Raw genomic sequence first — 21,464 nt, 5'->3', positions numbered from 1 at the left:
CTCACGGATCGGTAGCTCCTGCACAGCTGTAACGACACCGGCCCCCGGGGATTCTTCCCCGGGGGCCGGTGTCGTTGCGGGCCCTACGGGGTGAACACCATCTCCGGGAAGCGCGCCGACGGTCCGTCCAGCAGGCAGTCGTCGTGACCGCGCAGCCACCGCCCGAAGAACGACGCCGCGTACGCCCGGCTCGCGGCCGCCGCCCGGTCGGGCCGTACCGTCCCGACCGCCTCGGCCAGTCCGCCGTCCTGCTCCGCGCTCTGCCGGGCCAGCTGCGGCAGCAGCAACTCGGCGTCGGTGTAGGAGGCGTGGCGCGAGCCGGTCAGGGTGACGTCGGCCCGCCAGCCCCGGGTGTTCTTCCAGAACGCCGCCCAGGACGGCTGCTGCCGGTAGTCGCCGGATCCCTCACCGGCCGTCCCCATCAGGAGCAGCGGCCGGTCAAGACCGTCCGTGGCCACCGTGCTCAGCCGGCTGCCGTCCGGCACCTCGCCGCCCACGTAGTCCATCTGCCCGTCCATGTTGATGCCCGCCCTGACCCGCCGGTCGTCGTGCATCGTCTGGGCCGCGGTGAAGCCGCCCGCGGAGTGGCCGAACATGCCGGTCCGCCGCAGATCGAGTACGTTGCCGAAGCGCGTCCGGTTCAGTTCCGGGAGCCGGTCGAGCACGAACCGGGTGTCGGCGACCCGGACGGCCATGATCTTGCGCAGCAGGGCGCTGAGCACGTCCGGATCGCTGGGCGGCGCCCCGTCGAAGATCCGCATGGTGGCGAGGCGCCCGTCGGGGAACTCCACCTCGGTCGCCTCGTAGGTGTGGTCGATCGTGACGACGGTGTACCCGTGGCTCGCCAGATCGTCCACCAGGGCGGTGTTCCAGGTGCGCGGGTCGCCCAGCCTGCCGGAGTACAGCACGACGGGCAGCCGGCCCGCCCGCGCGGCGACCGGGGCGTCGCGGCGGGCGTGGCTGAGCGTGGCGCCCCAGTCGACGGACCCGGGCGCCATCCCCAGGTTCAGGGCGGCGGCCCCCTCCGCTCCGCCGAAGTGCGCGGCGGCCGCGGCCGTCATCTGCGGCTCCCGCCGCCCGGAGCCGCCGGGCGCGGCCGGGTAGCGGACGCTGATCATCAGCTCGCGGCGCGCGGTGGTCCCGGGCAGCCAGGGCTCCGCGCGTGAGGGGTCGACGAGGTGGTGCACGGTGCAGCCGACCTCGAACGGTCCGGTGGGCCGGGGCAGCCGCGCGGTCGGCAGGGTGGCCGGCAGCGCGGTGCGGGTCCGCCGGCCGCCGGCCGCGTAGGACGGGATGGCGCCGGTGGCCGGCAGAGCGGACGCGGCGAGGGCGGCGGTGAGGACCTGCCGGCGGTTGTGAGTGCGAGTACGCGGGACTGCGGACACCTGGGACTGCCCGTTCGGGCGGCGCCGCGCGGCACGGCTCATGTGTCGCGTGGTGCGCGGTACGTGTGCGAACACCTCCACGATGCCCCGCGCGGCCCGCCCCGCGCGTGATACCCAGGTGCTCATTCGGCGGCGTGGCGGCTGGCACCGGGGTAGGGGATGGGGGGCTGCCACGGCGGCCGGTGGGACGAAATTCCGGGTCGGCCACTGAACGCGCGTGGCAGGATCGGGCCCATGCCGATGGACGCGTCGCTGCTCGTAGCCCGGGGGCTGTGGGAGGAACTGGCCGGGGTGCCGGTGTCGTTCGCGCCGACGGGCGGTGTGAGCGTGGTGGTCTCCGAGGAGTCGGGGCTGTGCCCGGCCGGCTGGGTCGGCGTGGTGGCTCTGGGCGGATCAGTGCTCGTGACCGCGCCGGACAGGAGCGCCGCCGCGCTCGTCCGTGACGCGCCGGCCGGGCTGTGGGCGGAAGCCGTCGTGGACGAGGCGCTGGTACGGGAGGCGCTGCCCGTGGCCGGGACGCTCGGACCGGCGGCCCTGTCGTACGTCTCGCCGGAGGGATTCCGGCCGGTGCGGGCCGGTGTGCTGCCGGTGGAGCAACTGCCCGCCGGACAACCGGAGCTGCGGCGGCTGGAGGCGGCAGCGGGTGACGCGGACGCCGGGGAGGCCGGGCTGAGCGGGATCACGTCACCTGTCTTCGTGGTCCGCGAGCGCGGTGAGGTGGTCGCTGCCGCCGGTTATGAGGTGTGGCCGGCCCGGACCGCTCACCTCAGCGTTCTGACGGCTCCGGCGGCGAGGGGGCGGGGGCTGGCGCGGGTGACGGGTTCGGCGGCGGTCGCCCACGCGCTGGCCGCCGGGCTGCTGCCGCAGTGGCGTGCGCGGCCTCCCGCGTCCCGGCGGGTCGCGGCCGCACTGGGCTTCACGCAACTGGGTTCCCAGTTGAGCATCGAGCTCGACCGGTAGGCGCCGACCCGTACCGCGTGCCTCAGGAGTGGAACGCGAGGTACGGGGCCAGGGCCAGGAGCATGGCGGCCATGGCGTACTTGAGGCGGCGGGCCGGGACGGAGCGGGCGATGCGCCAGCCCACGAGCACCCCCACCAGTTCCGGTACGCCGACCACCGCGGCCAGGGTCCAGTCGATGGAGCCGTGCTGGACGTAGCCGATGGTGCCCACGCTCGCGATCACCACGGACTGCGCCTGCGCGGCGGCCAGAGCGGAGAGCACCGGGAGCCCACAGACGACCAGGAGCGGCACGCTCAGCATCGGTCCGCCCAGGCCGAAGAGGCCCGCCGCGACGGCCACCGTGACCCCCACCGCGACGGTGAGCGCGAGCGGTACGCGCACCGGGGCCTCGGCCGCCCGCGAGGTCGCCGTGCGGCGCTCGCGGAGCCACACCAGCAGGCCGGTCACCGTGACGGCGCACGCCAGCAGGATGCCGAACAGCCGCCCCGAGACGTGGGTGTTGAGTGGACGGCACAGGCACCTCGGTGCTGAGCGCCCGCGCGGCGGGTGGCGCGACGTTCGAGAACGTGGACGCGCGCAACGTCGGCGCGGTCGGCGTCAACAACTGCGGCTCGTTCAACTTCCCCTCCACGGGCTCGGAGTTCGCCCTGACGGACCTGGGCGGCAACGACGGCGACCGGCTGGCCCCCTGGCTGCTCCCCAACACGATCACCTGCGACGACCGGCCGGCCGTCGTCCCGCCGCCGGCGCCGGAAGCGTGGTGACGCCGGACGGCAGGCAGGAGAACCACTGACGACCGGCTGGGCCGCCCACTCCCCGGGACGGTTCAGCCGGTCACTGCCCCACCGCCCGTCGACGCACTCGCGCAGCAGGTCGGCCACGCGGCATGCACCACGGCAGGCACCCGCCGGTCAGTCCCTTCCGGTCCGCCCGGCGCGCTCGGCGCGGGGTACGAGTCCGGCGCGTACGGCGCTCATCCTGGCGCGTACGCCGTGTTCGGGTACGGCGCCCGCAGGGCCGTTGGGGGTGTCGGGGGTGTTGCCTCGGCATGTGGTGCAGAGTCCGCCGGGCATGGCTGCTGCGTTGCCGGGGGCGCGGCATTCGCGGCATTCCAGGGTGCGCAGGACGACTCGGGGGCCGAGTGAGGCCTCACGAACGGGCGGCAGCTTGTCCAGCAGACGCCTGCGGATGAGTGCGGCGGCGTGGTGGATGCGTGGGGGGAGGCCTTCGGTGAGGGCGTGCATGATTTCCGGTTCGGTGGCGCCGCGCTCGAACCACTCGGTGACCTGGGGTTCGAGCGTCACGCAGTCTGCCTGGGAGAGCGTGAGCGTGGGGGTGTGGCGTCCGAGGGCGGCGAGCAGGATGAACGAGCGGGAGCGGGTGGGGCGTTGAGGCGCCTGATCCTGCACCTGGTCCTGGGGTACGTCGCCCCGGATGAACGCGTCCCACCAGTCGTCGTCGTGCCAGGTGCGGGAAAAGAAGGTGCGGGTGACCCAGAGCAGCGCTTCCTCGGTGGCGATGCACTCGCTGCCCCGGCGCAGGTGGCCCGCTTCCTGGAGCCGGTTGAGCGTGGTGCGTAGGGCGCACTGGCCGTACGGGAGCGTTTTGGCGAGGGTCTTCACGGAGATGTCGGCACCGTCGCACAGTCCGTCGATGTACGCGGCGACAGCGGCGTCACGGGGCAGCAGGTGCGCGAAATCGTGATCGGTGCGCGGGCGTTGGCCTGGCGCCGAACGCTTGCCGTACCCGGGACTGGCCATCGGGTGATCGAGCGTGGGGACAGGGGGAACAAGGGCAGGACTAAGCTGGCTGGCAGCCATGAGATCGCTCCTGACGATCGAAGTGGTCAGGCCCCTGTTCGGTGTTTGCGCACCGGCGGGGGCCGTCTTGGTTTCGCTGACGCTAGAGCGTCGCTACGGTCCGTCGCAAGTCGGTGACAAATGGTCAACTGGCCGGTCAGGGTGGGTGGGTGGGTATTCAGACCCACCCACCATTCCGCTGAAAGAGCGCTCGGAGCTCGACGCTTGAGCTCCGGGGGATTTTTCGATGAGCGGCACCCTGCCCGGCCGAGGCGGTAGGGCGGCCTACCGCCCTACGTCGGTCACTTCAGGTGGCGGCCGAAGAACCGGGCGGCGTCCTCCGTCTCGAACCACGGGGTGCCGGTGTGCCCGCCCATGTTGGCGTGCAGGGTCTTCTCCTGGCTGCCGAAGGCGTCGAACAGGTCCAGGACCGGCTGCCGTTCCATGCCCGCGTCGTCCCACTGGAGCAGGAACTGAAGCGGCAGGGTGAGCTGCCGGGCCTCCTCGCGCACCACGCCGGGGACGAAGCCCATGCCGAAGAAGACGGCGGCCGCGATGCGCGGTTCGACCAGTGCCAGCCGGATGCCGACGGCGGACAGCCCCTCGTACCCGACAGGGCCGTCGATCTCGGGCAGCGAGAGGAGGGCGTCCAGGGTGGTCCGCCATTCCGGGACCGCCCCTCGACCAGGGGGATGAGGAGCCGGTCGACGATCTCGTCGACCGGTTCGCCGGCCTGCAACGCCCGGCGCAGGTCGGCCCTGGTCTGCTCGTCGTCGGCGGAACGGGGCCGGTCACCGTGGCCCGGAGCGTCGATGGCCGCCACCGCGAAGCCGTGCTCCGCCGCGTAGTAACGGGCCCGCGCCACCAGCCGGGGAAGCCGCTTGTGCAGGCTGCCGGGGTGACCGATCAGGATCAGCGGGGCGGGTGCGGACCCGGAGGTCCACAGGAGACCGGGAATCTCGCCGAGGGTGAATTCGCGTTCGAGGACGCCGTCGTCGAGGCGCTGCTCAGAAGTGAATCGCATGGTCGTGCCTTTCGGGAGTGCTGCTGAACGGCGCTCCCGGACGACCTATCGCCCGACCGTGACCCCGGAGGAGAGCACCCATGTCAGTTCTGTGTTCACGGGTACCACCTCCTCGTTCTCTCGCACGGCCTCCGCGAGATTAGCCGTGGCCCGCTTCGGTCCGCAATCGGGTTTCTCGCGCGATGGATGCCGGGGTATTGAGGTTCACTGGACGGCGGAACGCTACTCGGCTTCATCACGTGCTTCCTGATCAGCGGCACCGTGCGTCTCCCTGTTCTGCTCGTGTCGGACGACGCGGGCGTGGTCGGTGTACTCGCGCCGGAACAGGTCGTGGCAGGTCCGACCGGTATGCCGAAGGGCCCAGTCCTGGGCGTCGTCCGGGACACCTCGGAGTCCGGAGTCCTCCCCGCACTCCGCCGTCATGCAGAAGAGTTGAGCGGTGATCCCACCGTCCGGCACGTGGCTGATGGTGTGGTCCACGTAACGCATTACCGTGCGGGTCATCGGTGCCCCTCCGGGTGTCGCCGCATGTAGACGTTGCAGTCGGACACGGTGGTCATGTCGCCGCCAGTGCGGGCCCGTTCGCGCACGTCGGCCAACTCGCTGCACCCGGCGCAGTCCGGCACGGGGGCGGGGTCCGGCTCCAGCCTCAAGGGCAGAGTCACTGGGGCATGGGGATACGTCCTCGGCTCGCTCATACCGGCCCCTCAAGGGCGTACGTCACCCACCTGCTCTGCCGCGCGTCAGACTCCATTGCCTGCACAACCATGCCGTCCCTGCCTCCTTCGTGAAGTTTTATCCGCTCCCGAAGGAGAATCTCCCATCAGCCTGGAAGGGTGACGCTTTATGCACGTGATCGACTAGCGACCACTCCGGCAGGCTTCCGCCCAATCTGTCAGTTGGGTGCGTGCGTGCCCGCTGAACAGAGCCTGCTCCTCATAGCGGGTGAACCTTGCAATGAGATCCTGTACGTCACGCGCATCCCGGAAAACTATCGCCCCGAGATCAGGTTCAGCGGTGGCTACAGCCTCGTCATAAATGGTGAACGTATTGAGTGCCCCAGTTCCCAGGCAGGTGTCCATGGGGAGAATCCCGATCCGGATATTCGGCTGCCTGCTCAACGAGGTGAGGTGATCAATCTGCATGGCAAGCTCATCCCGAGGGATCAATGGGTAGCGAACGGCCGCCTCGGTCAACAAAAATGTGAAGCGTTTCGAACGGTCGAACAGAACCCGCTGACGCTCCAGCTTCAAAGCAACGGTCTTCATTTGCTGCTCCGAGGGGGCGTCACCGAGACTTGCCCGGACGTACGCGGGCGTAGCCAGCAGACCCGTAATCATGGACAGCAGGAAGTATCGAAACGTGGTCGACGATGCTTCAAGTCTGGCTAGCTGCAGTTGCTTCTTGTCGAGCCCCTTGCGGCGCAGCGCCCTGCCGCCCTGCCACTCCGTCTGAGCGATCCGCGCAAGCGCCGTCACCTCCGCCGCGACTGCGGGGGATACATCCAGTGCACGGAGGATCTGTTGCACGTCGAGCAGAGAGGGTCGGGCCTTGTTGCCTTCAATCCTGCTGATCTTCGACTGGGACATGTTGCAATGCGCGGCAAGCCGGACCCCTGAGAGCCCGGCTCGTCGGCGTAGCCGCTTGAGCATGGCCGCCAGTTCACGGCCGGGCTGGTCCAGCCGGTCAGGCTCGATGGCCACCGTTGGCGTACTCCCTGAACGGCACCGATTCGGCTACCGCGATGCGCTGGTATTCGAGGTACGGGGCAGGATCGCCCTCGTACAGTTCGCGGCTCGTTTGTGTTCCGTCTTCCGCGTAGTGCATGAGCACGACTGTCGACCTGTCCAGCAACCAGAAATCAGGTGCGCCGTCCAGCGGGTCAGGTCGATCGGTCACGTCGAGAATCCGGATGTCATCGCCGGCCCGCGCGTGCGCGTCGTAGTACATGAACTCGAACCGGAGATAGTCCGTCAACGGTCTCGTGACGACGTGGACGCGCCCTTTTGTCTTGCCCTCTGCCGTGAATTTGCGCAGACCGTCTGTGTAGGTGGACGAGTAGGTGTGAGGGTTGATGCGTTTTCCGGCGAGAAAGTCCCGGATATCTCCGTCCTCACCAGGTGAGTGGTAGACGGGAAGGGTCTCCAGCCGCCACGCCTCGCTCCGGAATCCCTGCATGCGGGCTTTCCATGCGTCACCATCCAAGAGCACGTACGGCCTCCCGTAGAACGCTTTCAGGGATCTCTACCAGCCCTTCCCCGACAGGCGGCTGAAAGGCATCGGAGACGTCCCCCTGGACGACGATGGACCCGTTGGCAGTGCGGTACACGTTCGGGCAGTCGTCGTTGTTGCAGTTCCCGTTCCCGTTCCCGTTCCCGTTGCCGGTAAGCCGCTGTAATGCCTCGCGCGCCATGCCGAACTCCTTTGTGATGAGGCCTGTTGAGCCCAACTTCTCCGACGGTACGGGGAGGCGTACAGGGGCGTCCATGCGGAAACGTGACTATGCGCGATGTCGCATAAACCCGGATCTTGGCTCACCCGACGGGCGCCGCCCCTCCCCGCCGTCCCACGCGCTCACCGCAGCGAGCGTTCCAGCGCGTCCCGGTGACCGGAGACCCACTCAAAGGCCGTCCGTACTCGCGTCACCGCCCCTGCGTCACGGAGCCGGGCCATGGCGGCGTCACCCGCATCGGCCTGGGCGTCGATGCCCCGCCAGCACCGGTCCTGCCACCACAGAATCGTGGGTACGAGAGGTTGCCGGTCCGCCAACGCGTAGCTGTCGGCGATCAGCCTCATGCGTCGTGCCACCTGCTCGACGTCGGTGACCGAAGGGCCCAGATCGAGGTACTGCCAGCAGACATGGGCGATGTCGTGGATGCGTGAGCCCGGTGCCGCCAGGTCCCAGTCGATGAAGGCCGTCGGCCGAAGCCGGCCGCCGTACGGCTGGTAGACCGTGTTCTTGGGCGACAGGTCGTTGTGGCACACGACCTCGTGGTCTCCGGCCAGCGGGGTGCCGGCCGTCAGGTCGTGGAACTCCCGCACGAGCCGGGCGACCGCCACCAAGTTCTCGTCCGACGACACGGCAGCGGGTTGGTTCGGCTCCCACGCCACATGGCCGTCGAGGTATCCGAAAACTTCACGGCCTTCGGCGTCCACACCGAGATATCGCGGGGCACCGCTCCAGCCCCTGGCTTCGAGCAGCTTCAGCAGATCGCCCACGAACTCCGCCGAGGCCGGACGGCGCACCGTGTCCCCGACACGGACGACCGTATTGACGAAGCCCCCTGGCAAGGACGGCTCAGGCATCCGTTCCGCTGCCCGGCCGCTGTCTCCGGCGCTCACACCTCGTCCCGACGGTCCGAGGCGTCCTCCGTGGGCACCGGGGTATCGCGGATGCCGTTGATCAGGGTCGCGATGCCCCACGACATGCGCTGCTCCGCCGTGCCGGAGACCAGGTGCGTGGCGAGGTCCGCGATGTGCGGGTGGGTGCGGTCCGAGGTTCCGTGCAGGGTGTCCGTGAGGGAGTCCCACACGGCCTGGGTGTCGGCGGACTGGTCCCGCGTCGCCTGCTCCGCCGCCGTCGCGGTCGTGTACTGGAGCAGCAGGTCCACGCCCCAGGCCGCCTGGGCGGGTGCGATGCCGCCTTCGTCGAGGAGGGCGAGAAGCGACTCGATCAGCCGGAGGTAGTGCGCGCCGCTGGGCTGGATCACCAGTGCGGCGCGGGCCAGGCCGGGGTGCGCGAAGAGGGTGGCCGTGTACGAGGTGAGCAGGCCCTCCAGCCGCTCGCGCCAGTCGCCGCCGTCCTCGGCCCGCAACGGCTCCAGCAGCTCGTCGAGGATCGCCGCGTGCAGCTCGGCCGTGTTGGCGACGTACACGTAGAGTGAGGCCGGACCCGTGTCCAGCTCCTGCGCCAGGCGGCGCATGGTCACCTTGGCCAGGCCCTCGGACCGCATGATCCCGACCGCCATGGCCACGATCCCGTCCCGCGACAGCGCGGGCTTGGCCGGTCGTTCCCGGCGGCTGCGTCGTGGCTGGTCGGTGTCGGATCCCATACGGCACACCGTAACGAACGGTGACAGGGATGCCACCGCCCGCCCGGCCCCGACCCGCCCTGGCGGCGCGGGCAGGTGGTGCGGGTCTTGCGGTCGGCTCCACCAGCCCTTCCACCCGCACACGGGCAGCCGACTCCCGCTCCTTCAGCATTCCCGGCACCGAGGCCATCGCGCGCCCCTCGCTCACAGTGCGGAAACAAGTCGCCGGATGCGACCCTCACCCCGACCGAAACCATGCCTGAGCAGCAGAGACCAAGCGATTATGTCCGCTTGGGATACGGCTTCTGCGGAAGATGACTCTTCTTCGCCAGGGAGTCGCCGCGGTCGCTACGACTCCGGCACCCAGAGCAGTCCCGGCAACAGCCCAACTACATAGTTCGGTTGGCGGGTTGGCCGTCCAGTCCCACCAGGTCTTGGGGTACCAGATCAGCAGGAGGGCCGAAGCCAGAGGGATGGCCCAGCCAAGTTGCTGCCCCAGCAACTTGGCGGAGAGCAGAGCGAGGCCGAGCCAGATCAACACGGAGCGAACGAATACGGCCCCGGCCGCAGGCCCGGTGGCCAGTGCCTCGGTGCCGAAGGAGAAGGCGCAGGCAGTCAGCGTCAGTAGGGCACAGTAGGCGCCCCGAAGCCGGTGCATTGCGGCCCCACCCATTTCGTCGTGTTCCGACATCGCTCCGCCGAGGGTGGCGGTGAGGAAGACGGCCGACAGAAGAGGGAGCTCGTGCCGGAAGGGCAATCCTGTGGTGATGCCTCCGTTGCCGATGGAGGGAAGCGCGATGTGGGTACCGCCGAAGAGTGCCGACAGAATGGCAACCGCTGCCGTTCCGGCGAGGACCGCCCCGCCCCGGTGGGCGCGCCCGTAGCGCAGCAGGTCGTCATTCCCGGTCATCAGGCGAGCACCAGGATGTGTCTCGAAGGAGTTCGCCGCGCTCCCGCGCGATCCACTTCGTCTGCTCGGCGTGCGGCATCCGTACGGCGATGGTCGCCTGGCGCTGGGCTTCGGAGACCCCTTCCATATGCAGGCCCTTGTCGGCGACGGCCGGGTCCTGCCCCGTGGACTGGTACTCAAGCCACAGGGAAAGGTTGTCGCGTGCCTGCCACGCACGCTTCTCGCCCTCGGGCGGGCGGCAGCGGCCGAACGACTTGTTGAACACCTGGCCGGCCATGGCGATGGCCGCAGTGCGTGTGTGCCCTTCCGCGATGTCGAGCCCCCGGTCACCCAGTTTGGTCCGCTTCAGCCCGAACTCGTAGAACGCGTCGGGCACTTTGATCCCCGGCTGACCGGTCCGGCCCAGGCGCTGAGCCATGTGGGTGAGCTCGGGCAGGTACTTCCGGTGCTCGGGCCAGAGACACACGCGCGGGGCGCTTTCACCGGCGCGGTCACAAAGCGGCGTCACGGACGAGGACGGGCGCGCCACCGTCAACTGGCCATCCTCCGGGGCGGCCAGAACCAGGAGGGCGAGGGAGCAGGCCGCCGACCCGGCGGCAACACCGCGCAAGTGCCACGGCGTCTTCCGGCGGGGGGCCGCCGTTCTCCTCAGCGGCGGCGCGGTAACTGCCAGCACTGCGAGAGCCAAAGCGCACAGCACCCGGATCGCGACCGTCTGAGGGCGCACGTAGGTGTCCGGCGGCGCCGCGAGGAGAGTGAACTTGAACGGCAGTACGGACAAGCTGATGAGGCTGCCCAGCGCGCACACGATGGGTGTGAAGCCGGCCGATGGCCACCAGCGCCCGGCCAGATGCCCGACGGACGCGAAAACGATCAAGGCCGAGGCGCCCAGCAGCAGGTATGACGGCCACAAGAAGCCCGGACCCGCATCCCCGGACGAGACAGTCGCGGCAACGAGGCACCCGATCCCGTACGCAAGGAATCCGAGCGTGAGCGTCGCGGCCAGCCTCACGGCCTCGGCCCTCCAGCCCGGCCGGGCCGCCGCGAGGAGGAACTCGGGCATCCCTGCCCGGGAGGAGCGCCCCGCCTGCCAGGCAGAGACTCCGGCGAGAACGGGCCCCAGGAACATCGTGACGACCTGGGCCGCCACGCTCGCCTCGGGCCACGAGCCGATCCAGTACCGGGACCGCCCGAAGAGCACGACCAGGTCCACGGCGATCATCAAGGGGAAGGCGGTGAGAAGAGGAGAGCGCCGCAGTTCGATCTGGTACGCGTTCAGCATGCGGCCTCCTCGGACAGGCCGCGGTCGTCCAGAACGGTCATGTAGCCGCGCTCCAGCGGGCTGTCCCCCGGGGCCGCCGGACTGGAACGTTGTGCCAGCTGCTGTGGCGTGCCGCTGTGGACCACCCGGCCATTACTCAGCACCAGGACGGTGTCGCAGGTGGCGCCCACATCCTCGACGAGATGGGTACTGAGCACGATGGCGGTCCCCGCGAGGGCGAGGGAGCGGATCAAGTCGCGGAAGTCGAGGCGCTGCGCGGGGTCGAGGCCGACGGTGGGCTCGTCGAGCAGCAGCAGTGACGGGGAACCGACGATGGCGGCAGCGATCCCAGCGCGGCGGAGCATGCCGCCGGACAGTGACTTCATTCGGTCTCGGGAACGGTCGGTCAGGCCGACTTCGGCCAGCGCTTCGGCGGTGGCGGCCTCGGCCTCTTTGGTCGGGACCTCGCGCAGCCAAGCGCAGTAGCGGACGAAGTCGGTGATGGAGAACGCCGGAAAGTAGCCGAAGTCCTGCGGCAGGTAGCCGATGCGGCGGCGGGCCTTACGGGCGTCCCGTTCGCTGGTGACGGGCTTGCCGAACAGCGCCAGTTCCCCGCTGCGTGGCGGCGCGATCGTGGCGAGGGTGCGGAACAATGTGGTCTTGCCCGCTCCGTTGGGGCCCAACAGGCCAGTCACTCCCGGCTGGATGGACAAGTCGAGGTCCTCGACGACGTTTCGAGCCCCATACCCTTGCGTGAGGGATGTCAATTGAACTACGGGATAAGGTGTCATAAATAGAATTCCCTGAAATGGGAGGTGGGCCCGCCTCCTCGGCGGGCCCACAACGGCAATGATGACCCTACTGCCATACCTGTGTTTTGTTGATCGAGTACATGCACTCGTAGGTGTCGTACTTTCCCGTATAGCCGTTGCTCAGTCGATCGTGGTGCTGCGTGTCGAGCGCAGCACTGCAGTCATAATTCGTGTATCACGTAGAACTGATGAATATGTTCGCGTCGGAACAGTATCCGTGACCAGACGTCGAGTACCAGTACCCCCGGCACCCCATTTGCCAAGTACTCTCGTTCGAGGCGCTCGACGTCGGGGCCGTGAGGCCAATTACTGCAAGCGCTAAAGCCGCGACAGTAGTGAACTGCCCCGCATTACCCTTTATTCGAGTTACGAATTAAATCATTTCCCCACCCCGTGGGAATCAGCAAGTGAATGACGGATCTTCTTCGTCTTCATATGTCAACCGTGACCGTAGCTCGCTTCGCGAGTGAAGATGAACGATTTTCGATTCGAGTGGGCTTTTAGAAATTTCAATGTTTGAGCATCCTGAAGCCGTAAAATGTCCGAAAGTTTGGGGTGTAATGTACCCCATTGGCTGTTGTGCAGTAAATTTTCACGCAAGAACCGAGTCGAATCACCAGTCTCACTGGCGTGAAATAGCGCACCTCGTGGACGCAGTATCAGCATCCACCCCCGGCTCCGGTCCGTGCCCGGGTGGCTCACTCCCCTACGGCCACCTTTTGATCCGAAACGCTTTGGCCTCGATCGTCGTGGTGAAGGGGAGTCAGCGGCGTCGTCCGGTGTTCGTCGCCGAGCAGGTCAGTCGCAGTCCACCGAGGTCGGTGAAGCGGAACTGGGCGCCAGGGTGCGGCCGTTCCACCTCGGGCAGCTCCTGCCGGCGGAACACCGTCTCGTCCGCGCCTCCCCTTCGGTGCCACGTCATCAGCGCCGGACAAAAGCAAGCAAACCCCTGGGAGAGCGTGAGCACAAGGGAGCGAAAGCGCACATGCGGCCGGCGGATCTCACGCGGGCGCACCGCACCGGAGCCGGGGCCCGTCACGCGCGGCCGCCTGCCGCCGTCGCCGTCCGGCCCCTCTCGTATCGTCGTGTCGGCCGGACGGGCGTCCGGGACATGGGGGAGGGAGAGCGCATGGCGTTCGGGAGGAACCGGCAGGTCGAGCCCTTCGAGCCGGAGCACTGGGACGCGATCACCCAGTTCACGGTCGGCCGGATGATGCGGCGCACGGTGCGGAAGTCGACGCGGGGCGAGGGCGCGCACGCGGTGCGGTTCATGAGGATGCGCGGGGGCGACGAGTACATGGTCCCCGGCGTCTACATCGTCCCCGAGGACCCGGCCGTGGCGCTCGCCAAGGGCGGGTTCCGGCTCTTCGAGGACGAGGCCGCCCGGCAACTGCTGTGCACGGTGCTCCCGGACGGCTCCGACCGCTACCGGGTGACGGACGCCGAAGGGCAGGACCTTGGCGCCGTCCGCCGCACCCCGGTCACCAAGCGGTTCAGCCAGCACGGCCTGTGGCTGGAACAGCCCGGCCACCCGGCGATCGTGGCCCCCGCAACTGGGCGAAGGGCGGCGCGAATGCCTCCCTCGGGCGCGGGGTGGGCCATGTCGTCGAGGGCGTCGTCGACTCCGTGCTGTCCTTCGGCTCCGACGAGACGGCGGGCTCCGAGGGGGGCGGCCTGACGCCGCTGGTCTGGGTGCTCGGCGCGGCGGACGGGGAGCACGGGCAGGAAGTGCTGACCTTCCCGCGCAGCACCCACGGCGACCGCTGGTACTTCATCAAGCACGGCGGCCCGCTCGACAAGCGTCTCGCGTTCGCCCTCGCCGTGGTGCGTGAGAGCGAGATCTTCCGCGCCGACCAGCGCTGAGCGGGGCCCTGTCGGAGGCGGGTGCCACGATTCAGGGGCAGAGCGCCGCGATCCGACCACCCCCTGTGCACCGGGAGCACCCATGAGGATTCACCTGACCAGCGTCTTCGTCGACGACCAGGAGAAGCCCCTGCGCTTCTATACGGACGTGCTGGGCTTCGTGAAGAAGCACGACGTACCGGTCGGCGCGGACCGCTGGATCACCGTGGTCTCGCCGGACGCCCCCGAGGGGACCGAACTGCTGCTGGAGCCCAGCGGCCATCCGGCGGTGAAGCCGTACACGACGGCACTGTTCAAGGACGGCATCCCGGCCACCTCCTTCGCCGTGGACGACGTGCACGCGGAGTTCGACCGGCTGCGCGGACTCGGCGTGCGCTTCACCCAGGAACCGGCGGAGATGGGCCCGGTCACCACCGCCGTCCTGGACGACACCTGCGGCAACTTGATCCAGATCATGCAGACCGGGTCCTAGCCGCCCTAGCCGCCTACATGGATCGCGAACCCCGAGCGGTTCGCGGGCTCCAGGCCCTCCTTGAGGTGCAGCGAGGGGATCTCGTAGTCACCGAAGTTCTGCCGCCGGAACGGGATCGGCTCGGTCGACTCCAGGGTGAGCAGGCGCTGTTCCCACGCCTTGGCCGCCTCCGCGTACTCCTCGCCGTTCATCCGGTCCGTGCCGTGCAGCACGAACGGCGGGAGCACCTCGATGCCCGGGTAGAACAGGACGCCGTGGTGGATCGGGAACAGCAGGTCGTCGATCGGGCCGTTGATCCCGCGCGCGGCGTAGTGCGCCTCCGGGCCGCCCACGGTCACCGAGAGCATCGCCCGCCTGCCCGCGAGGGTGCCCTCGCCGTAGCGCTCGCCGTACTTGGTGGCGCTGTGCTCACCGACGCCGTACGCGAAGTGGTACGTGAACACCCGGTCCACCCACCCCTTGAGGATCGCGGGCATCGAGTACCACCACAGCGGGAACTGGAAGATGACCGTGTCCGCCCACAGCAGCTTCTCCTGCTCGGCCCGCACGTCCGGGGTGAGCGTCCCGCTGTCGAAGGCCCGGCCCGAGTCACGGGCGACCCGCAACGGACTCGACGCGTCGGGACCGTAGTCCGAGGCGTCCGCGACCGCCTTCCAGCCCATCGCGTACAGATCACTCACCCGCACCTCGTGCCCCGCCGCCTCCAGGGTGGACACCGCCAGGTCCTTGAGCGAGCCGTTCAGCGACTTCGGTTCCGGGTGGGCGTGGACGATCAGCGTCTTCATGAGAATTCCTCCGGTTCGGTTGCCCCCGATTCTGGGCGCCCCGGCGCCCGTCGTTCAGGGGCGGCTTTTCCGTCGGACCGGACTTCCTGGTAATCGCAGGGCCACCCTCCCGGGGCGCCCGCGTGTCCATACTGGAGGGCATGGACGATCTCGCAGGCTTCCTCCGGACCCGGCGTTCCCGCGTCGACCCGGCGTCCGTCGGCATCACCGTCGACAGCCGCCGCCGGGTCGAAGGACTGCGCCGCGAAGAGGTCGCGCACCTGTCCGGTGTCAGCGTCGACTACTACGTGCGCCTGGAGCAGGGCCGCGCGACCCAGCCCTCCGAACAGGTCCAGGACGCGCTTGCCCGCGTCCTCTGCCTCGACGAGACGGAACGCGGACACCTCGGCCGGCTCGCCTGCCAGCGCCGCCGCCGCATGCCCGCGCCGACCGGCCGGGTCCGCCCCGAGCTGCTGCAGATCCTCGACCTGACCGTCGGCGCCCCCGCGATGATCATGAACCACCGGATGGACGTCCTCGCCGCGAACCGCCTCGCCCGGCTCCTCTACGGCCACCCGGTGCCGGGCCTCAACACCGCCCGGCACATCTTCCTGGAGGAGACCGAGCGCGGCCTCTACGCGGACTGGGAGACCTGCACCCTCGACGCGGGCAGTGACGAGGCGGTGGACGCGGTGGACGGCTTGGACGCTCAGGTCCGGGAGTAGCTCACCTGAGGTCGTCCACGAACGCCTGCCAGGCAGCCACGCGGAACATCAGCACCGGGCCGTCGCTCACCTTGGAGTCCCGGACGGGGACGCCGTCGAGGACTTCGAGGCAGTTTCCGCCCTCGCCCCCGCTGTGGGTGGACTTCCGCCAGGTGCCCAGCTCAAGGCAGTTTCTGCCCTCGCCGCCGCTGTAAGAGGACTTGCGCCAGGTGGCGATCTCGACGCAGTCCCCACCGCTTCCGCCGCTGTATGAGGACTTGCGCCAGATCGCCGTGGTCAGGTCGTAGTCAGAACTGCTCAGCTTCATGGTCGTAATCCTCCGCCACCGACTCGATCAAGGCCAGGGACGCCGTGGGTGAGATCGCGCTGGCCGTCACCAGATCGTAGGTCAGTTCGTACTGCCGGACTGTGGCTGGATCGTCCTGCAACTGCCCCGTGCCCAGGCCTTGGAGGTAGGCGAGCGGGGGAGCGTCCGGGAATCCCATCAGCTTGAGCGACCCTTCCAGCGCCATGTGGGCGCCCGCCGAGAACGGCAGAACCTGCAAGATGATCCGGTGCCGCCTGGCAAGGCCTGCGATATGGCGCAGGGCCTCCGCCATCACCTCGCTTCCGCCCACCCTCCGGCGTAACACCGCCTCGTCCAGCACTACCCAAAACAACGGGGCTGTTGGATCGGCGAGGATATGGGCGCGCTCCAGCCGGGTCGTCACCAACTCGTCGATGACGCTCTCTTCTGCCGTCGGCTGGTACGCCCGGAACACCGCCCGCGCGTACCCCTCCGTCTGCAACAGCCCCGGGATGAGCTGGGGCGCGTACTCGCGGATCGCCTCCGCGCGGGCCTCCGCCTCGGCCGCCTCCGCGAAGTGTTCCGGGTACTTGGACTTCTTCAACGCCTCGCAGTTCCGGACGAAGAAGCCGTCCGCGCCGAGCATCTCGTCGAACTTCTCCGCCTGGTCCATCTGCATGCGCCGTACGCCGGACTCCAGCTGGCCGATGAACGAGCCGCTGAGGAAGAGCGGGGCGCCCAGCTCCGACTGGGAGAGGCCTGCGGCCTCTCTTCTGTGGCGGAGTTCGGCGCCCAGGAGGGCGCGGGGCGAGGAGGAGGGATCGAGCTTTCTGGGACCCGGCATGACAACTCCCTGTGATGCACCAGCGGTTGTTGGAACTGCACCTCTTCCAGGCTAACGAGAGATTGGCCACGCTGGGTATGCATTGACATTACTCAGCGTGGAAGGAATGGATCATGACGACAACGGATCGGCGCATGGTTACGGCAGGCAGAGTGCGGGAGGCGGAAGAGGCGGTCGAGCGGCTGCGGGAAGGGCTCGCGGGGGTCGGGATCACCTTGCCTTCGCTGCGGGTCGACCCGGTCTCCAGTGCGGGGAGCGGGCCGGGCGTGCTCATCGAGCTCGGGCGCTGCAACGTGGACACGGTGCGGCGGCTGAGCGGGGTGCTGAACGGAAAGGCGGCTGGTCATGGTGGGTGAGGGCAGTGAGCCGGAGGCGTGTACGCCGGAGCCGGGTTCGTTCGCCGTGGATGTGCGGGACGGGCGGGTGGGCCGGGTTACGGGGCGCGTCGGGCCGTATGTGCGGCTGCGGCCGCCCGGCGGTGGCCCGGAGTGGGACTGCCCGCCGGAGTCCGTCCGTCCGGCGTCGCCGGGGCTCGTGCTGCGGGCGCGGGTGACGGAGGTCAACCGGGAAGGGCAGCTGCCTCGGTGAGGGTACGAAGGGGCGCCGTGCCGCGCCGGGAACGGGCGCAGATAGCCCCGTGTTCATGCTCGGCATGAACACGGAAAGCGACGCACAACTGGCCGTCAGAGCGGTGCGGGCGGGAGCGGCGGTGGTCCGGGAGATGTACGGGACATCGCCGCAGCGGTTCGACAAGGGCGGCGGTGACTTCGCGACGGCCGCCGACCTCGCCGCGGAGAAGGCCATCCTGGATGTCCTGCGTACCGCCCGTCCCGATGACGCGGTCACGGGTGAGGAGAGCGGTCGCACCGGAGCGGACGGCGCCGAACTCAGGTGGCTGGTCGACCCTTTGTGCGGAACGCTGAACTACACCGTGAACACGATGGTGGTCGCGGTGAACGTCGCCCTGCGTGAAGGGTCGTCCATCACGGCGGCGGCGACGGCCGACCCGTTCGGCGGCGAGGTGTTCTGGACGGACGGCGAGCACGCCCGGCGCCCTCGTCCGGGTCGCGGTTGGTCGACGTCAACCTCGACCCGCCGTTCCCCAACGCGCCCGGCTTCCGGGCGGTCGGACTGCTGGCCGCACCGGAGTTCGCGGAGCACTTCCGGCCGCGCGTCGTCTTCAGCACCCTTGCCGTGGCGTGGGTCGCGGCCGGGCGGCGGGCCGCGTACGTGACGGACGGGCGGCTGCGCGACAGCGTGCACTTCTCCGCGGGCATCGCCCTGTGCGAGGCCGCGGGCTGCGTGGTGACGGGCATTCACGGCCAGCCGCTGCACACCGGCGCGGAGGGCCTGGTGGTCGCGGCTGACCGGGAGACGCACGGCCTGCTGCTGGAGATGATCAGCAGTCAGTCATCGGGCCCCGGCGCCTCGGACGACGCGTCACCGTTGAGGTAGCGGCCCGGCGAGGCGCCCACGGTCCGCCGGAAAGCCGCGAGGAAGGCGCTCGATGTCGCGTACCCGACGGCGTGCGCGACCCGGGAGACCGCCATGTGGGCCGCCCGAGCTGACGCCGAGCGGCTGCCGTACCGTTCGGGCGGCCCCTCGGGCTTGGCCCCGGGCCTCGGCCTGGGCCCTGGCTTCGGCTCCGGCTTCGGTTCCGGCCGGTGGAGGGGTCACCCGCTCTCCTCCGCCCGTGGAAAGGACGTGTGATGCCGGCCGTTCTCGTCCTGCTGCTCTCCGGTACCTGGCTGCTGTCCGGCGCGCTGGTCACCGGCACCGATCCGCTGATCGTCGCGGTGGGCCGTACCGCCGTGTGCTGTCTGGTGCTCAGCGCTGTCGCCGCGTCGAGCAGGAGCGGCCGGGCGGACCTGCGGCGGGCCGCCGACCGGCCGGGGACCGTCTGGCTGCTGGGGCTGCTCGGCTTCGCCGGGTACGCCGCCGGCACCCTGCCCGCGCTGATCGCCCACCCCCCGACGCTCGCCGCGACGGGCGGGATCGTGGTGCTCGGCGCGGTCGTCTACGCCCCCGCCTACCTCGTACAGCACCGCCTCATCCTGCTCCGCGGCCCGGTCTTCACAGCCGCCGTCCAACTGGCCGTCCCGTTCACCGTCCGGCTCGGCGACTGGGCCCTGGACACCGCCCCCGCCCCGTCCCTCCCCGAGGTGCTGCTCCTGGCGGCGTGCTGTGCGGGGATCGCCCTGGTGACCGTGCAGCCGGTCCGGCCGCCCGAGCCGGTCGCCTCCCAACGTTGATCGGAGCGGGTTGCTCGGTGCGTCCGTCACACGATCGTGGGACGGGGAGGTAAGCGGCACCGCGTTGCGGAAACGTCGATCTACGCTCCCCGGACAGGCCTCAGGAGAAGGGACCCGCGATGACCGCCGCGATGGTCGAGCAGGAGCAGGATTCCGAAGGCCGGCCGTGGGACTACCTGCTGCGTACCTGGCAGGGACTGGACGTGCCCGAGGGGTGGCGCGCCGAGATCGACGAAGGACGGATCTGCTTGGTGCCGCCGCCGTATGCGCGTCACAGCGGGATCGCCGCCAAGGTGCAGCGCCGCCTCTACGCGAATCTGCCCGACGAGCTGGGCGTCTACCAGACTCTGGGCTGCCCGCGCCCTTCGACGTCACGCTGGCCACGGACGCCTTCCCGGTCTGAGGCGCGCGCACGAAAGCGGCGGCACCTGGTGGGTGCCGCCGCTTTCGGGTGTTCCGGGGGGTGGGTGGCCGTCAGACCGCGGCGGGTTCCTTCGCCAGGGCGTCCGGGCCGGAGGCGGCGGTGGTCGCCGTGGCCGGGGCGGGCTCGGCCGCCGGGGTGGTGGCGGTCGGTTCCTGGGACACGTTGAACTCCGTCAGCAGGTCCTTGCTGAAGCCGAAGAAGTACGTGGCGACGAAGCCGGCCAGGTAGCCCACGACCAGGCCGCCCGCGTAGATCGCGATCGTCGCGCCCAGGCCGTGGTTGCCGTCCAGCAGCGGGAACAGGGCCCAGCCGGACGGGCCGATCGCGGTGGAGCCGACCGCGTCACCGAGCTGGTTGAAGAAGCCGAGGAACGCGCCGCCGAACGCACCGCCCACGCACGCCGTGATGAACGGGCGGCCCAGCGGCAGCGAGACACCGTAGATCAGCGGCTCTCCGACGCCCAGGAAGCCTGCGGGCAGGGCGGACTTGACGGTCTTGCGGATCGACTCGTTGCGGGGGAGGCGGAAGTAGACCGCGATGGCCGCACCGACCTGGCCCGCACCGGCCATGGCGAGGATCGGCAGCAGGACGGTGTAGCCCTGCTGCTCGATCAGCGTGGTGTGGATCGGGATCAGCGCCTGGTGCAGGCCCAGCATGACCAGCGGGAGGAAGAACCCGCCGAGGACCAGGCCCGCGCCCGCGCCGCCGTTGGACAGCAGCCAGTCGGCGAACGTACCGATCGCGGTGGACACCTCACCGGCCACGTACATCAGGCCGAAGATCGTCACCAGGCCGGAGATCAGCACCGTCAGGGTCGGGGTGACCAGGACGTCCAGCGCCTCCGGGACCCAGCGACGGCACCACTTCTCCACGTACACCGCGAGCACCGCCGCGCCCAGGGCGCCGAGGACGCCGCCCTGGCCGGGGGAGAGCTTCTGGCCGAACGCCTCGATGTTCGCGACGCCCGGGAAGACGATGACGGCCGCGACCGCGCCGCCGAGGATCGGCGTACCGCCGAACTCCTTCGCCGTGTTGTAGCCGACGAAGACCGCGATCAGGGCCATGAAGCCGGACGCCATCGCCGCCAGGGCCGGGGTGACCGAGGGCAGCCACTCCAGGTTGACCAGCAGGCCGTTCAGGCCCGCGATGATGCCGCAGCCGATCAGGGCCGGGATCAGCGGCACGAAGATGTTGGCGATCTTCCGCAGGAACAGCTTGAACGGGGTGGCGTTCTTCGCCTTCCTGGCCGCCTTCATCTCGGCTCCCTGCGCCGCCAGTTCCTCCGCGGTGAGCGGGGCGGAGGGGTCCGGCGCGGGGGCGGGGGCGGCCGCCGGGGTCGCGGCCTTCCCCTCCTCGACGAGCTTCTCGAACTCCGGCGTGACGCGGGCGACCGTACCGGGACCGAGAACGATCTGGTACGTGTCGTCGTCGACCACACCCATGACGGCCGGGACGGCCTTCAGAGCCTCGTCCTGGACGAGCGAACGGTCGTGCAGACCCAGCCGGAGCCGGGTCATGCAGTGGGCGATGGAGCTGACGTTCGCGGCGCCACCGACGAGCGGAAGGATCGCGGCGGCAGTGGCGCGGTTCTTGTCTTCTGTAGCCATGGTGCGTGGTGCCTTGCTGTGCGGGGGGTGGAGCCGGAGGGGAG

25 protein-coding genes and 6 pseudogenes are annotated in these 21,464 nt (G+C 69.6%); 11 read left to right on the top strand and 20 right to left on the bottom strand.

Annotated features, from left to right (window positions below):
* Window positions 1–83 precede the first annotated feature (83 nt).
* Entirely contained in the window at window positions 84–1,427 is a 1,344-nt protein-coding gene (locus RLT59_RS16170) for an alpha/beta hydrolase family protein (protein WP_311304045.1), read from the bottom strand.
* 192 nt (window positions 1,428–1,619) lie between these two features.
* Between RLT59_RS16170 and RLT59_RS16165 the strand changes: the two genes are divergently transcribed.
* Window positions 1,620–2,345: a GNAT family N-acetyltransferase gene (locus tag RLT59_RS16165; RefSeq protein WP_311304044.1), complete on the top strand. Its 726-nt coding sequence runs from the start codon at window positions 1,620–1,622 to the stop codon at window positions 2,343–2,345.
* Window positions 2,346–2,367: 22 nt separating this feature from the next.
* Here the strand turns inward: RLT59_RS16165 and RLT59_RS16160 are convergent, their stop codons facing one another.
* Entirely contained in the window at window positions 2,368–2,862 is a 495-nt protein-coding gene (locus RLT59_RS16160; protein WP_311307744.1) for a TSUP family transporter, read from the bottom strand.
* Here RLT59_RS16160 and RLT59_RS16155 point away from each other — a divergent pair.
* Window positions 2,850–3,110: pseudogene (locus RLT59_RS16155) on the top strand (mycodextranase); the annotation flags it as partial. The gene RLT59_RS16160 and the pseudogene RLT59_RS16155 overlap by 13 nt on opposite strands.
* 147 nt (window positions 3,111–3,257) lie before the next feature.
* Here RLT59_RS16155 and RLT59_RS16150 read toward each other — a convergent pair.
* The 13 genes and pseudogenes from RLT59_RS16150 to RLT59_RS16090 all read right to left on the bottom strand — a co-directional run bounded on the left by RLT59_RS16150 (window position 3,258) and on the right by RLT59_RS16090 (window position 13,105).
* Window positions 3,258–4,106 carry a hypothetical protein gene (locus tag RLT59_RS16150; protein ID WP_311304043.1) on the bottom strand — a complete coding sequence of 283 codons (849 nt, stop codon included), beginning with the start codon at window positions 4,104–4,106 and terminating at the stop codon, window positions 3,258–3,260.
* 341 nt (window positions 4,107–4,447) lie between these two features.
* Window positions 4,448–5,169, bottom strand: a pseudogene (locus tag RLT59_RS16145) (dienelactone hydrolase family protein).
* 222 nt (window positions 5,170–5,391) lie between these two features.
* Window positions 5,392–5,673, bottom strand: coding sequence for a DUF7848 domain-containing protein (locus RLT59_RS16140; protein WP_311304042.1), 282 nt, complete (start codon window positions 5,671–5,673; stop codon window positions 5,392–5,394).
* Window positions 5,670–5,867 carry a hypothetical protein gene (locus RLT59_RS16135; protein WP_311304041.1) on the bottom strand — a complete coding sequence of 66 codons (198 nt, stop codon included), beginning with the start codon at window positions 5,865–5,867 and terminating at the stop codon, window positions 5,670–5,672. The genes RLT59_RS16140 and RLT59_RS16135 overlap by 4 nt, the downstream gene beginning before the upstream one ends.
* Window positions 5,868–6,029: 162 nt before the next feature.
* Window positions 6,030–6,872: a helix-turn-helix domain-containing protein gene (locus RLT59_RS16130; RefSeq protein WP_311304040.1), complete on the bottom strand. Its 843-nt coding sequence runs from the start codon at window positions 6,870–6,872 to the stop codon at window positions 6,030–6,032.
* Entirely contained in the window at window positions 6,856–7,380 is a 525-nt protein-coding gene (locus RLT59_RS16125; protein ID WP_311304039.1) for a DUF6879 family protein, read from the bottom strand. Before RLT59_RS16125 ends, RLT59_RS16130 begins: the two co-directional genes overlap by 17 nt.
* On the bottom strand, window positions 7,364–7,582 hold the full coding sequence (locus RLT59_RS16120) for a hypothetical protein (RefSeq protein WP_311307743.1): 219 nt from the start codon (window positions 7,580–7,582) through the stop codon (window positions 7,364–7,366). Before RLT59_RS16120 ends, RLT59_RS16125 begins: the two co-directional genes overlap by 17 nt.
* 161 nt (window positions 7,583–7,743) lie before the next feature.
* Window positions 7,744–8,475, bottom strand: coding sequence for a phosphotransferase (locus RLT59_RS16115; protein ID WP_311304038.1), 732 nt, complete (start codon window positions 8,473–8,475; stop codon window positions 7,744–7,746).
* A 32-nt stretch (window positions 8,476–8,507) separates the two neighbouring features.
* Window positions 8,508–9,221 carry a TetR/AcrR family transcriptional regulator gene (locus RLT59_RS16110; RefSeq protein WP_311304037.1) on the bottom strand — a complete coding sequence of 238 codons (714 nt, stop codon included), beginning with the start codon at window positions 9,219–9,221 and terminating at the stop codon, window positions 8,508–8,510.
* Window positions 9,222–9,438: 217 nt separating this feature from the next.
* Window positions 9,439–10,110 (bottom strand): hypothetical protein, encoded by a 672-nt coding sequence (locus RLT59_RS16105; protein WP_311304036.1) that lies wholly within the window; start codon window positions 10,108–10,110, stop codon window positions 9,439–9,441.
* Entirely contained in the window at window positions 10,097–11,392 is a 1,296-nt protein-coding gene (locus RLT59_RS16100; protein ID WP_311304035.1) for a DUF7224 domain-containing protein, read from the bottom strand. The genes RLT59_RS16105 and RLT59_RS16100 overlap by 14 nt, the downstream gene beginning before the upstream one ends.
* Window positions 11,386–12,162 carry an ABC transporter ATP-binding protein gene (locus tag RLT59_RS16095; RefSeq protein ID WP_311304034.1) on the bottom strand — a complete coding sequence of 259 codons (777 nt, stop codon included), beginning with the start codon at window positions 12,160–12,162 and terminating at the stop codon, window positions 11,386–11,388. Before RLT59_RS16095 ends, RLT59_RS16100 begins: the two co-directional genes overlap by 7 nt.
* A 784-nt stretch (window positions 12,163–12,946) precedes the next feature.
* Window positions 12,947–13,105, bottom strand: a complete 159-nt coding sequence (locus RLT59_RS16090; protein WP_311304033.1) for a hypothetical protein — start codon at window positions 13,103–13,105, stop codon at window positions 12,947–12,949.
* Window positions 13,106–13,312: 207 nt separating this feature from the next.
* Here RLT59_RS16090 and RLT59_RS16085 point away from each other — a divergent pair, with 207 nt between their 5' ends.
* The 3 genes from RLT59_RS16085 to RLT59_RS16075 all read left to right on the top strand — a co-directional run bounded on the left by RLT59_RS16085 (window position 13,313) and on the right by RLT59_RS16075 (window position 14,518).
* Window positions 13,313–13,861, top strand: coding sequence for a hypothetical protein (locus tag RLT59_RS16085; RefSeq protein ID WP_311304032.1), 549 nt, complete (start codon window positions 13,313–13,315; stop codon window positions 13,859–13,861).
* Window positions 13,810–14,046 (top strand): hypothetical protein, encoded by a 237-nt coding sequence (locus RLT59_RS16080; protein WP_311304031.1) that lies wholly within the window; start codon window positions 13,810–13,812, stop codon window positions 14,044–14,046. The genes RLT59_RS16085 and RLT59_RS16080 overlap by 52 nt, the downstream gene beginning before the upstream one ends.
* 82 nt (window positions 14,047–14,128) lie before the next feature.
* Window positions 14,129–14,518 carry a VOC family protein gene (locus RLT59_RS16075; protein ID WP_311304030.1) on the top strand — a complete coding sequence of 130 codons (390 nt, stop codon included), beginning with the start codon at window positions 14,129–14,131 and terminating at the stop codon, window positions 14,516–14,518.
* 5 nt (window positions 14,519–14,523) lie between these two features.
* Here the strand turns inward: RLT59_RS16075 and RLT59_RS16070 are convergent, their stop codons facing one another.
* On the bottom strand, window positions 14,524–15,303 hold the full coding sequence (locus tag RLT59_RS16070; RefSeq protein ID WP_311304029.1) for an NAD(P)H-dependent oxidoreductase: 780 nt from the start codon (window positions 15,301–15,303) through the stop codon (window positions 14,524–14,526).
* Window positions 15,304–15,443: 140 nt separating this feature from the next.
* On the opposite strand from RLT59_RS16070, the pseudogene RLT59_RS16065 reads away from it, so the two are divergent.
* Window positions 15,444–15,950, top strand: a pseudogene (locus RLT59_RS16065) (helix-turn-helix transcriptional regulator); the annotation flags it as partial.
* Between the two features lie 58 nt (window positions 15,951–16,008).
* Here the strand turns inward: RLT59_RS16065 and RLT59_RS16060 are convergent.
* Both RLT59_RS16060 and RLT59_RS16055 read right to left on the bottom strand, forming a co-directional pair.
* Window positions 16,009–16,314: a DUF397 domain-containing protein gene (locus RLT59_RS16060; RefSeq protein ID WP_311304028.1), complete on the bottom strand. Its 306-nt coding sequence runs from the start codon at window positions 16,312–16,314 to the stop codon at window positions 16,009–16,011.
* Window positions 16,295–17,137 (bottom strand): helix-turn-helix domain-containing protein, encoded by an 843-nt coding sequence (locus RLT59_RS16055; protein ID WP_311304027.1) that lies wholly within the window; start codon window positions 17,135–17,137, stop codon window positions 16,295–16,297. Before RLT59_RS16055 ends, RLT59_RS16060 begins: the two co-directional genes overlap by 20 nt.
* A 113-nt stretch (window positions 17,138–17,250) precedes the next feature.
* Here RLT59_RS16055 and RLT59_RS16050 point away from each other — a divergent pair, with 113 nt between their 5' ends.
* From RLT59_RS16050 to RLT59_RS16040, 3 genes and pseudogenes are all read left to right on the top strand, one after another.
* On the top strand, window positions 17,251–17,493 hold the full coding sequence (locus tag RLT59_RS16050; protein ID WP_311304026.1) for a hypothetical protein: 243 nt from the start codon (window positions 17,251–17,253) through the stop codon (window positions 17,491–17,493).
* Window positions 17,483–17,725: a hypothetical protein gene (locus RLT59_RS16045; RefSeq protein ID WP_073732947.1), complete on the top strand. Its 243-nt coding sequence runs from the start codon at window positions 17,483–17,485 to the stop codon at window positions 17,723–17,725. The genes RLT59_RS16050 and RLT59_RS16045 overlap by 11 nt, the downstream gene beginning before the upstream one ends.
* 55 nt (window positions 17,726–17,780) lie before the next feature.
* Window positions 17,781–18,592, top strand: a pseudogene (locus RLT59_RS16040) (inositol monophosphatase family protein).
* Here the strand turns inward: RLT59_RS16040 and RLT59_RS16035 are convergent.
* Window positions 18,544–18,681 (bottom strand): annotated as a pseudogene (locus RLT59_RS16035) (AraC family transcriptional regulator); the annotation flags it as partial. The pseudogenes RLT59_RS16040 and RLT59_RS16035 overlap by 49 nt on opposite strands.
* Before the next feature lie 165 nt (window positions 18,682–18,846).
* Between RLT59_RS16035 and RLT59_RS16030 the strand changes: the two are divergent.
* Both RLT59_RS16030 and RLT59_RS16025 read left to right on the top strand, forming a co-directional pair.
* Window positions 18,847–19,389, top strand: a complete 543-nt coding sequence (locus RLT59_RS16030; protein WP_311304025.1) for a hypothetical protein — start codon at window positions 18,847–18,849, stop codon at window positions 19,387–19,389.
* Window positions 19,390–19,508: 119 nt separating this feature from the next.
* Window positions 19,509–19,742 (top strand): annotated as a pseudogene (locus tag RLT59_RS16025) (Uma2 family endonuclease); the annotation flags it as partial.
* 121 nt (window positions 19,743–19,863) lie between these two features.
* On the opposite strand, the gene RLT59_RS16020 reads toward RLT59_RS16025, so the two are convergent.
* The gene (locus RLT59_RS16020; RefSeq protein WP_311304024.1) at window positions 19,864–21,420 is read right to left on the bottom strand and encodes a PTS transporter subunit EIIC; all 1,557 of its coding nucleotides are present in this window, start codon (window positions 21,418–21,420) and stop codon (window positions 19,864–19,866) included.
* Window positions 21,421–21,464 lie beyond the last annotated feature (44 nt).

The organism is Streptomyces sp. ITFR-6, assembly GCF_031844725.1.
In the GTDB taxonomy this organism is placed as follows: Bacteria; Actinomycetota; Actinomycetes; order Streptomycetales; family Streptomycetaceae; genus Streptomyces.
This window is presented reverse-complemented; position numbering and strand designations above follow the sequence as displayed.

Bases quoted from the DNA above. Each gene is read 5' to 3' on its own strand.
- RLT59_RS16170 (WP_311304045.1), bottom strand. From the start codon at position 1,427: ATGAGCCGTGCCGCGCGGCGCCGCCCGAACGGGCAGTCCCAGGTGTCC.
- RLT59_RS16090 (WP_311304033.1), bottom strand. From the start codon at position 13,105: ATGACGTGGCACCGAAGGGGAGGCGCGGACGAGACGGTGTTCCGCCGG.
- RLT59_RS16105 (WP_311304036.1), bottom strand. From the start codon at position 10,110: ATGACCGGGAATGACGACCTGCTGCGCTACGGGCGCGCCCACCGGGGC.
- RLT59_RS16100 (WP_311304035.1), bottom strand. From the start codon at position 11,392: ATGCTGAACGCGTACCAGATCGAACTGCGGCGCTCTCCTCTTCTCACC.
- RLT59_RS16110 (WP_311304037.1), bottom strand. From the start codon at position 9,221: ATGGGATCCGACACCGACCAGCCACGACGCAGCCGCCGGGAACGACCG.
- RLT59_RS16070 (WP_311304029.1), bottom strand. From the start codon at position 15,303: ATGAAGACGCTGATCGTCCACGCCCACCCGGAACCGAAGTCGCTGAAC.
- RLT59_RS16140 (WP_311304042.1), bottom strand. From the start codon at position 5,673: ATGACCCGCACGGTAATGCGTTACGTGGACCACACCATCAGCCACGTG.
- RLT59_RS16165 (WP_311304044.1), top strand. From the start codon at position 1,620: ATGCCGATGGACGCGTCGCTGCTCGTAGCCCGGGGGCTGTGGGAGGAA.
- RLT59_RS16150 (WP_311304043.1), bottom strand. From the start codon at position 4,106: ATGGCCAGTCCCGGGTACGGCAAGCGTTCGGCGCCAGGCCAACGCCCG.
- RLT59_RS16060 (WP_311304028.1), bottom strand. From the start codon at position 16,314: ATGAAGCTGAGCAGTTCTGACTACGACCTGACCACGGCGATCTGGCGC.
- RLT59_RS16085 (WP_311304032.1), top strand. From the start codon at position 13,313: ATGGCGTTCGGGAGGAACCGGCAGGTCGAGCCCTTCGAGCCGGAGCAC.
- RLT59_RS16050 (WP_311304026.1), top strand. From the start codon at position 17,251: ATGACGACAACGGATCGGCGCATGGTTACGGCAGGCAGAGTGCGGGAG.
- RLT59_RS16055 (WP_311304027.1), bottom strand. From the start codon at position 17,137: ATGCCGGGTCCCAGAAAGCTCGATCCCTCCTCCTCGCCCCGCGCCCTC.
- RLT59_RS16020 (WP_311304024.1), bottom strand. From the start codon at position 21,420: ATGGCTACAGAAGACAAGAACCGCGCCACTGCCGCCGCGATCCTTCCG.
- RLT59_RS16030 (WP_311304025.1), top strand. From the start codon at position 18,847: ATGCCGGCCGTTCTCGTCCTGCTGCTCTCCGGTACCTGGCTGCTGTCC.
- RLT59_RS16135 (WP_311304041.1), bottom strand. From the start codon at position 5,867: ATGAGCGAGCCGAGGACGTATCCCCATGCCCCAGTGACTCTGCCCTTG.
- RLT59_RS16120 (WP_311307743.1), bottom strand. From the start codon at position 7,582: ATGGCGCGCGAGGCATTACAGCGGCTTACCGGCAACGGGAACGGGAAC.
- RLT59_RS16075 (WP_311304030.1), top strand. From the start codon at position 14,129: ATGAGGATTCACCTGACCAGCGTCTTCGTCGACGACCAGGAGAAGCCC.
- RLT59_RS16115 (WP_311304038.1), bottom strand. From the start codon at position 8,475: ATGCCTGAGCCGTCCTTGCCAGGGGGCTTCGTCAATACGGTCGTCCGT.
- RLT59_RS16095 (WP_311304034.1), bottom strand. From the start codon at position 12,162: ATGACACCTTATCCCGTAGTTCAATTGACATCCCTCACGCAAGGGTAT.
- RLT59_RS16045 (WP_073732947.1), top strand. From the start codon at position 17,483: ATGGTGGGTGAGGGCAGTGAGCCGGAGGCGTGTACGCCGGAGCCGGGT.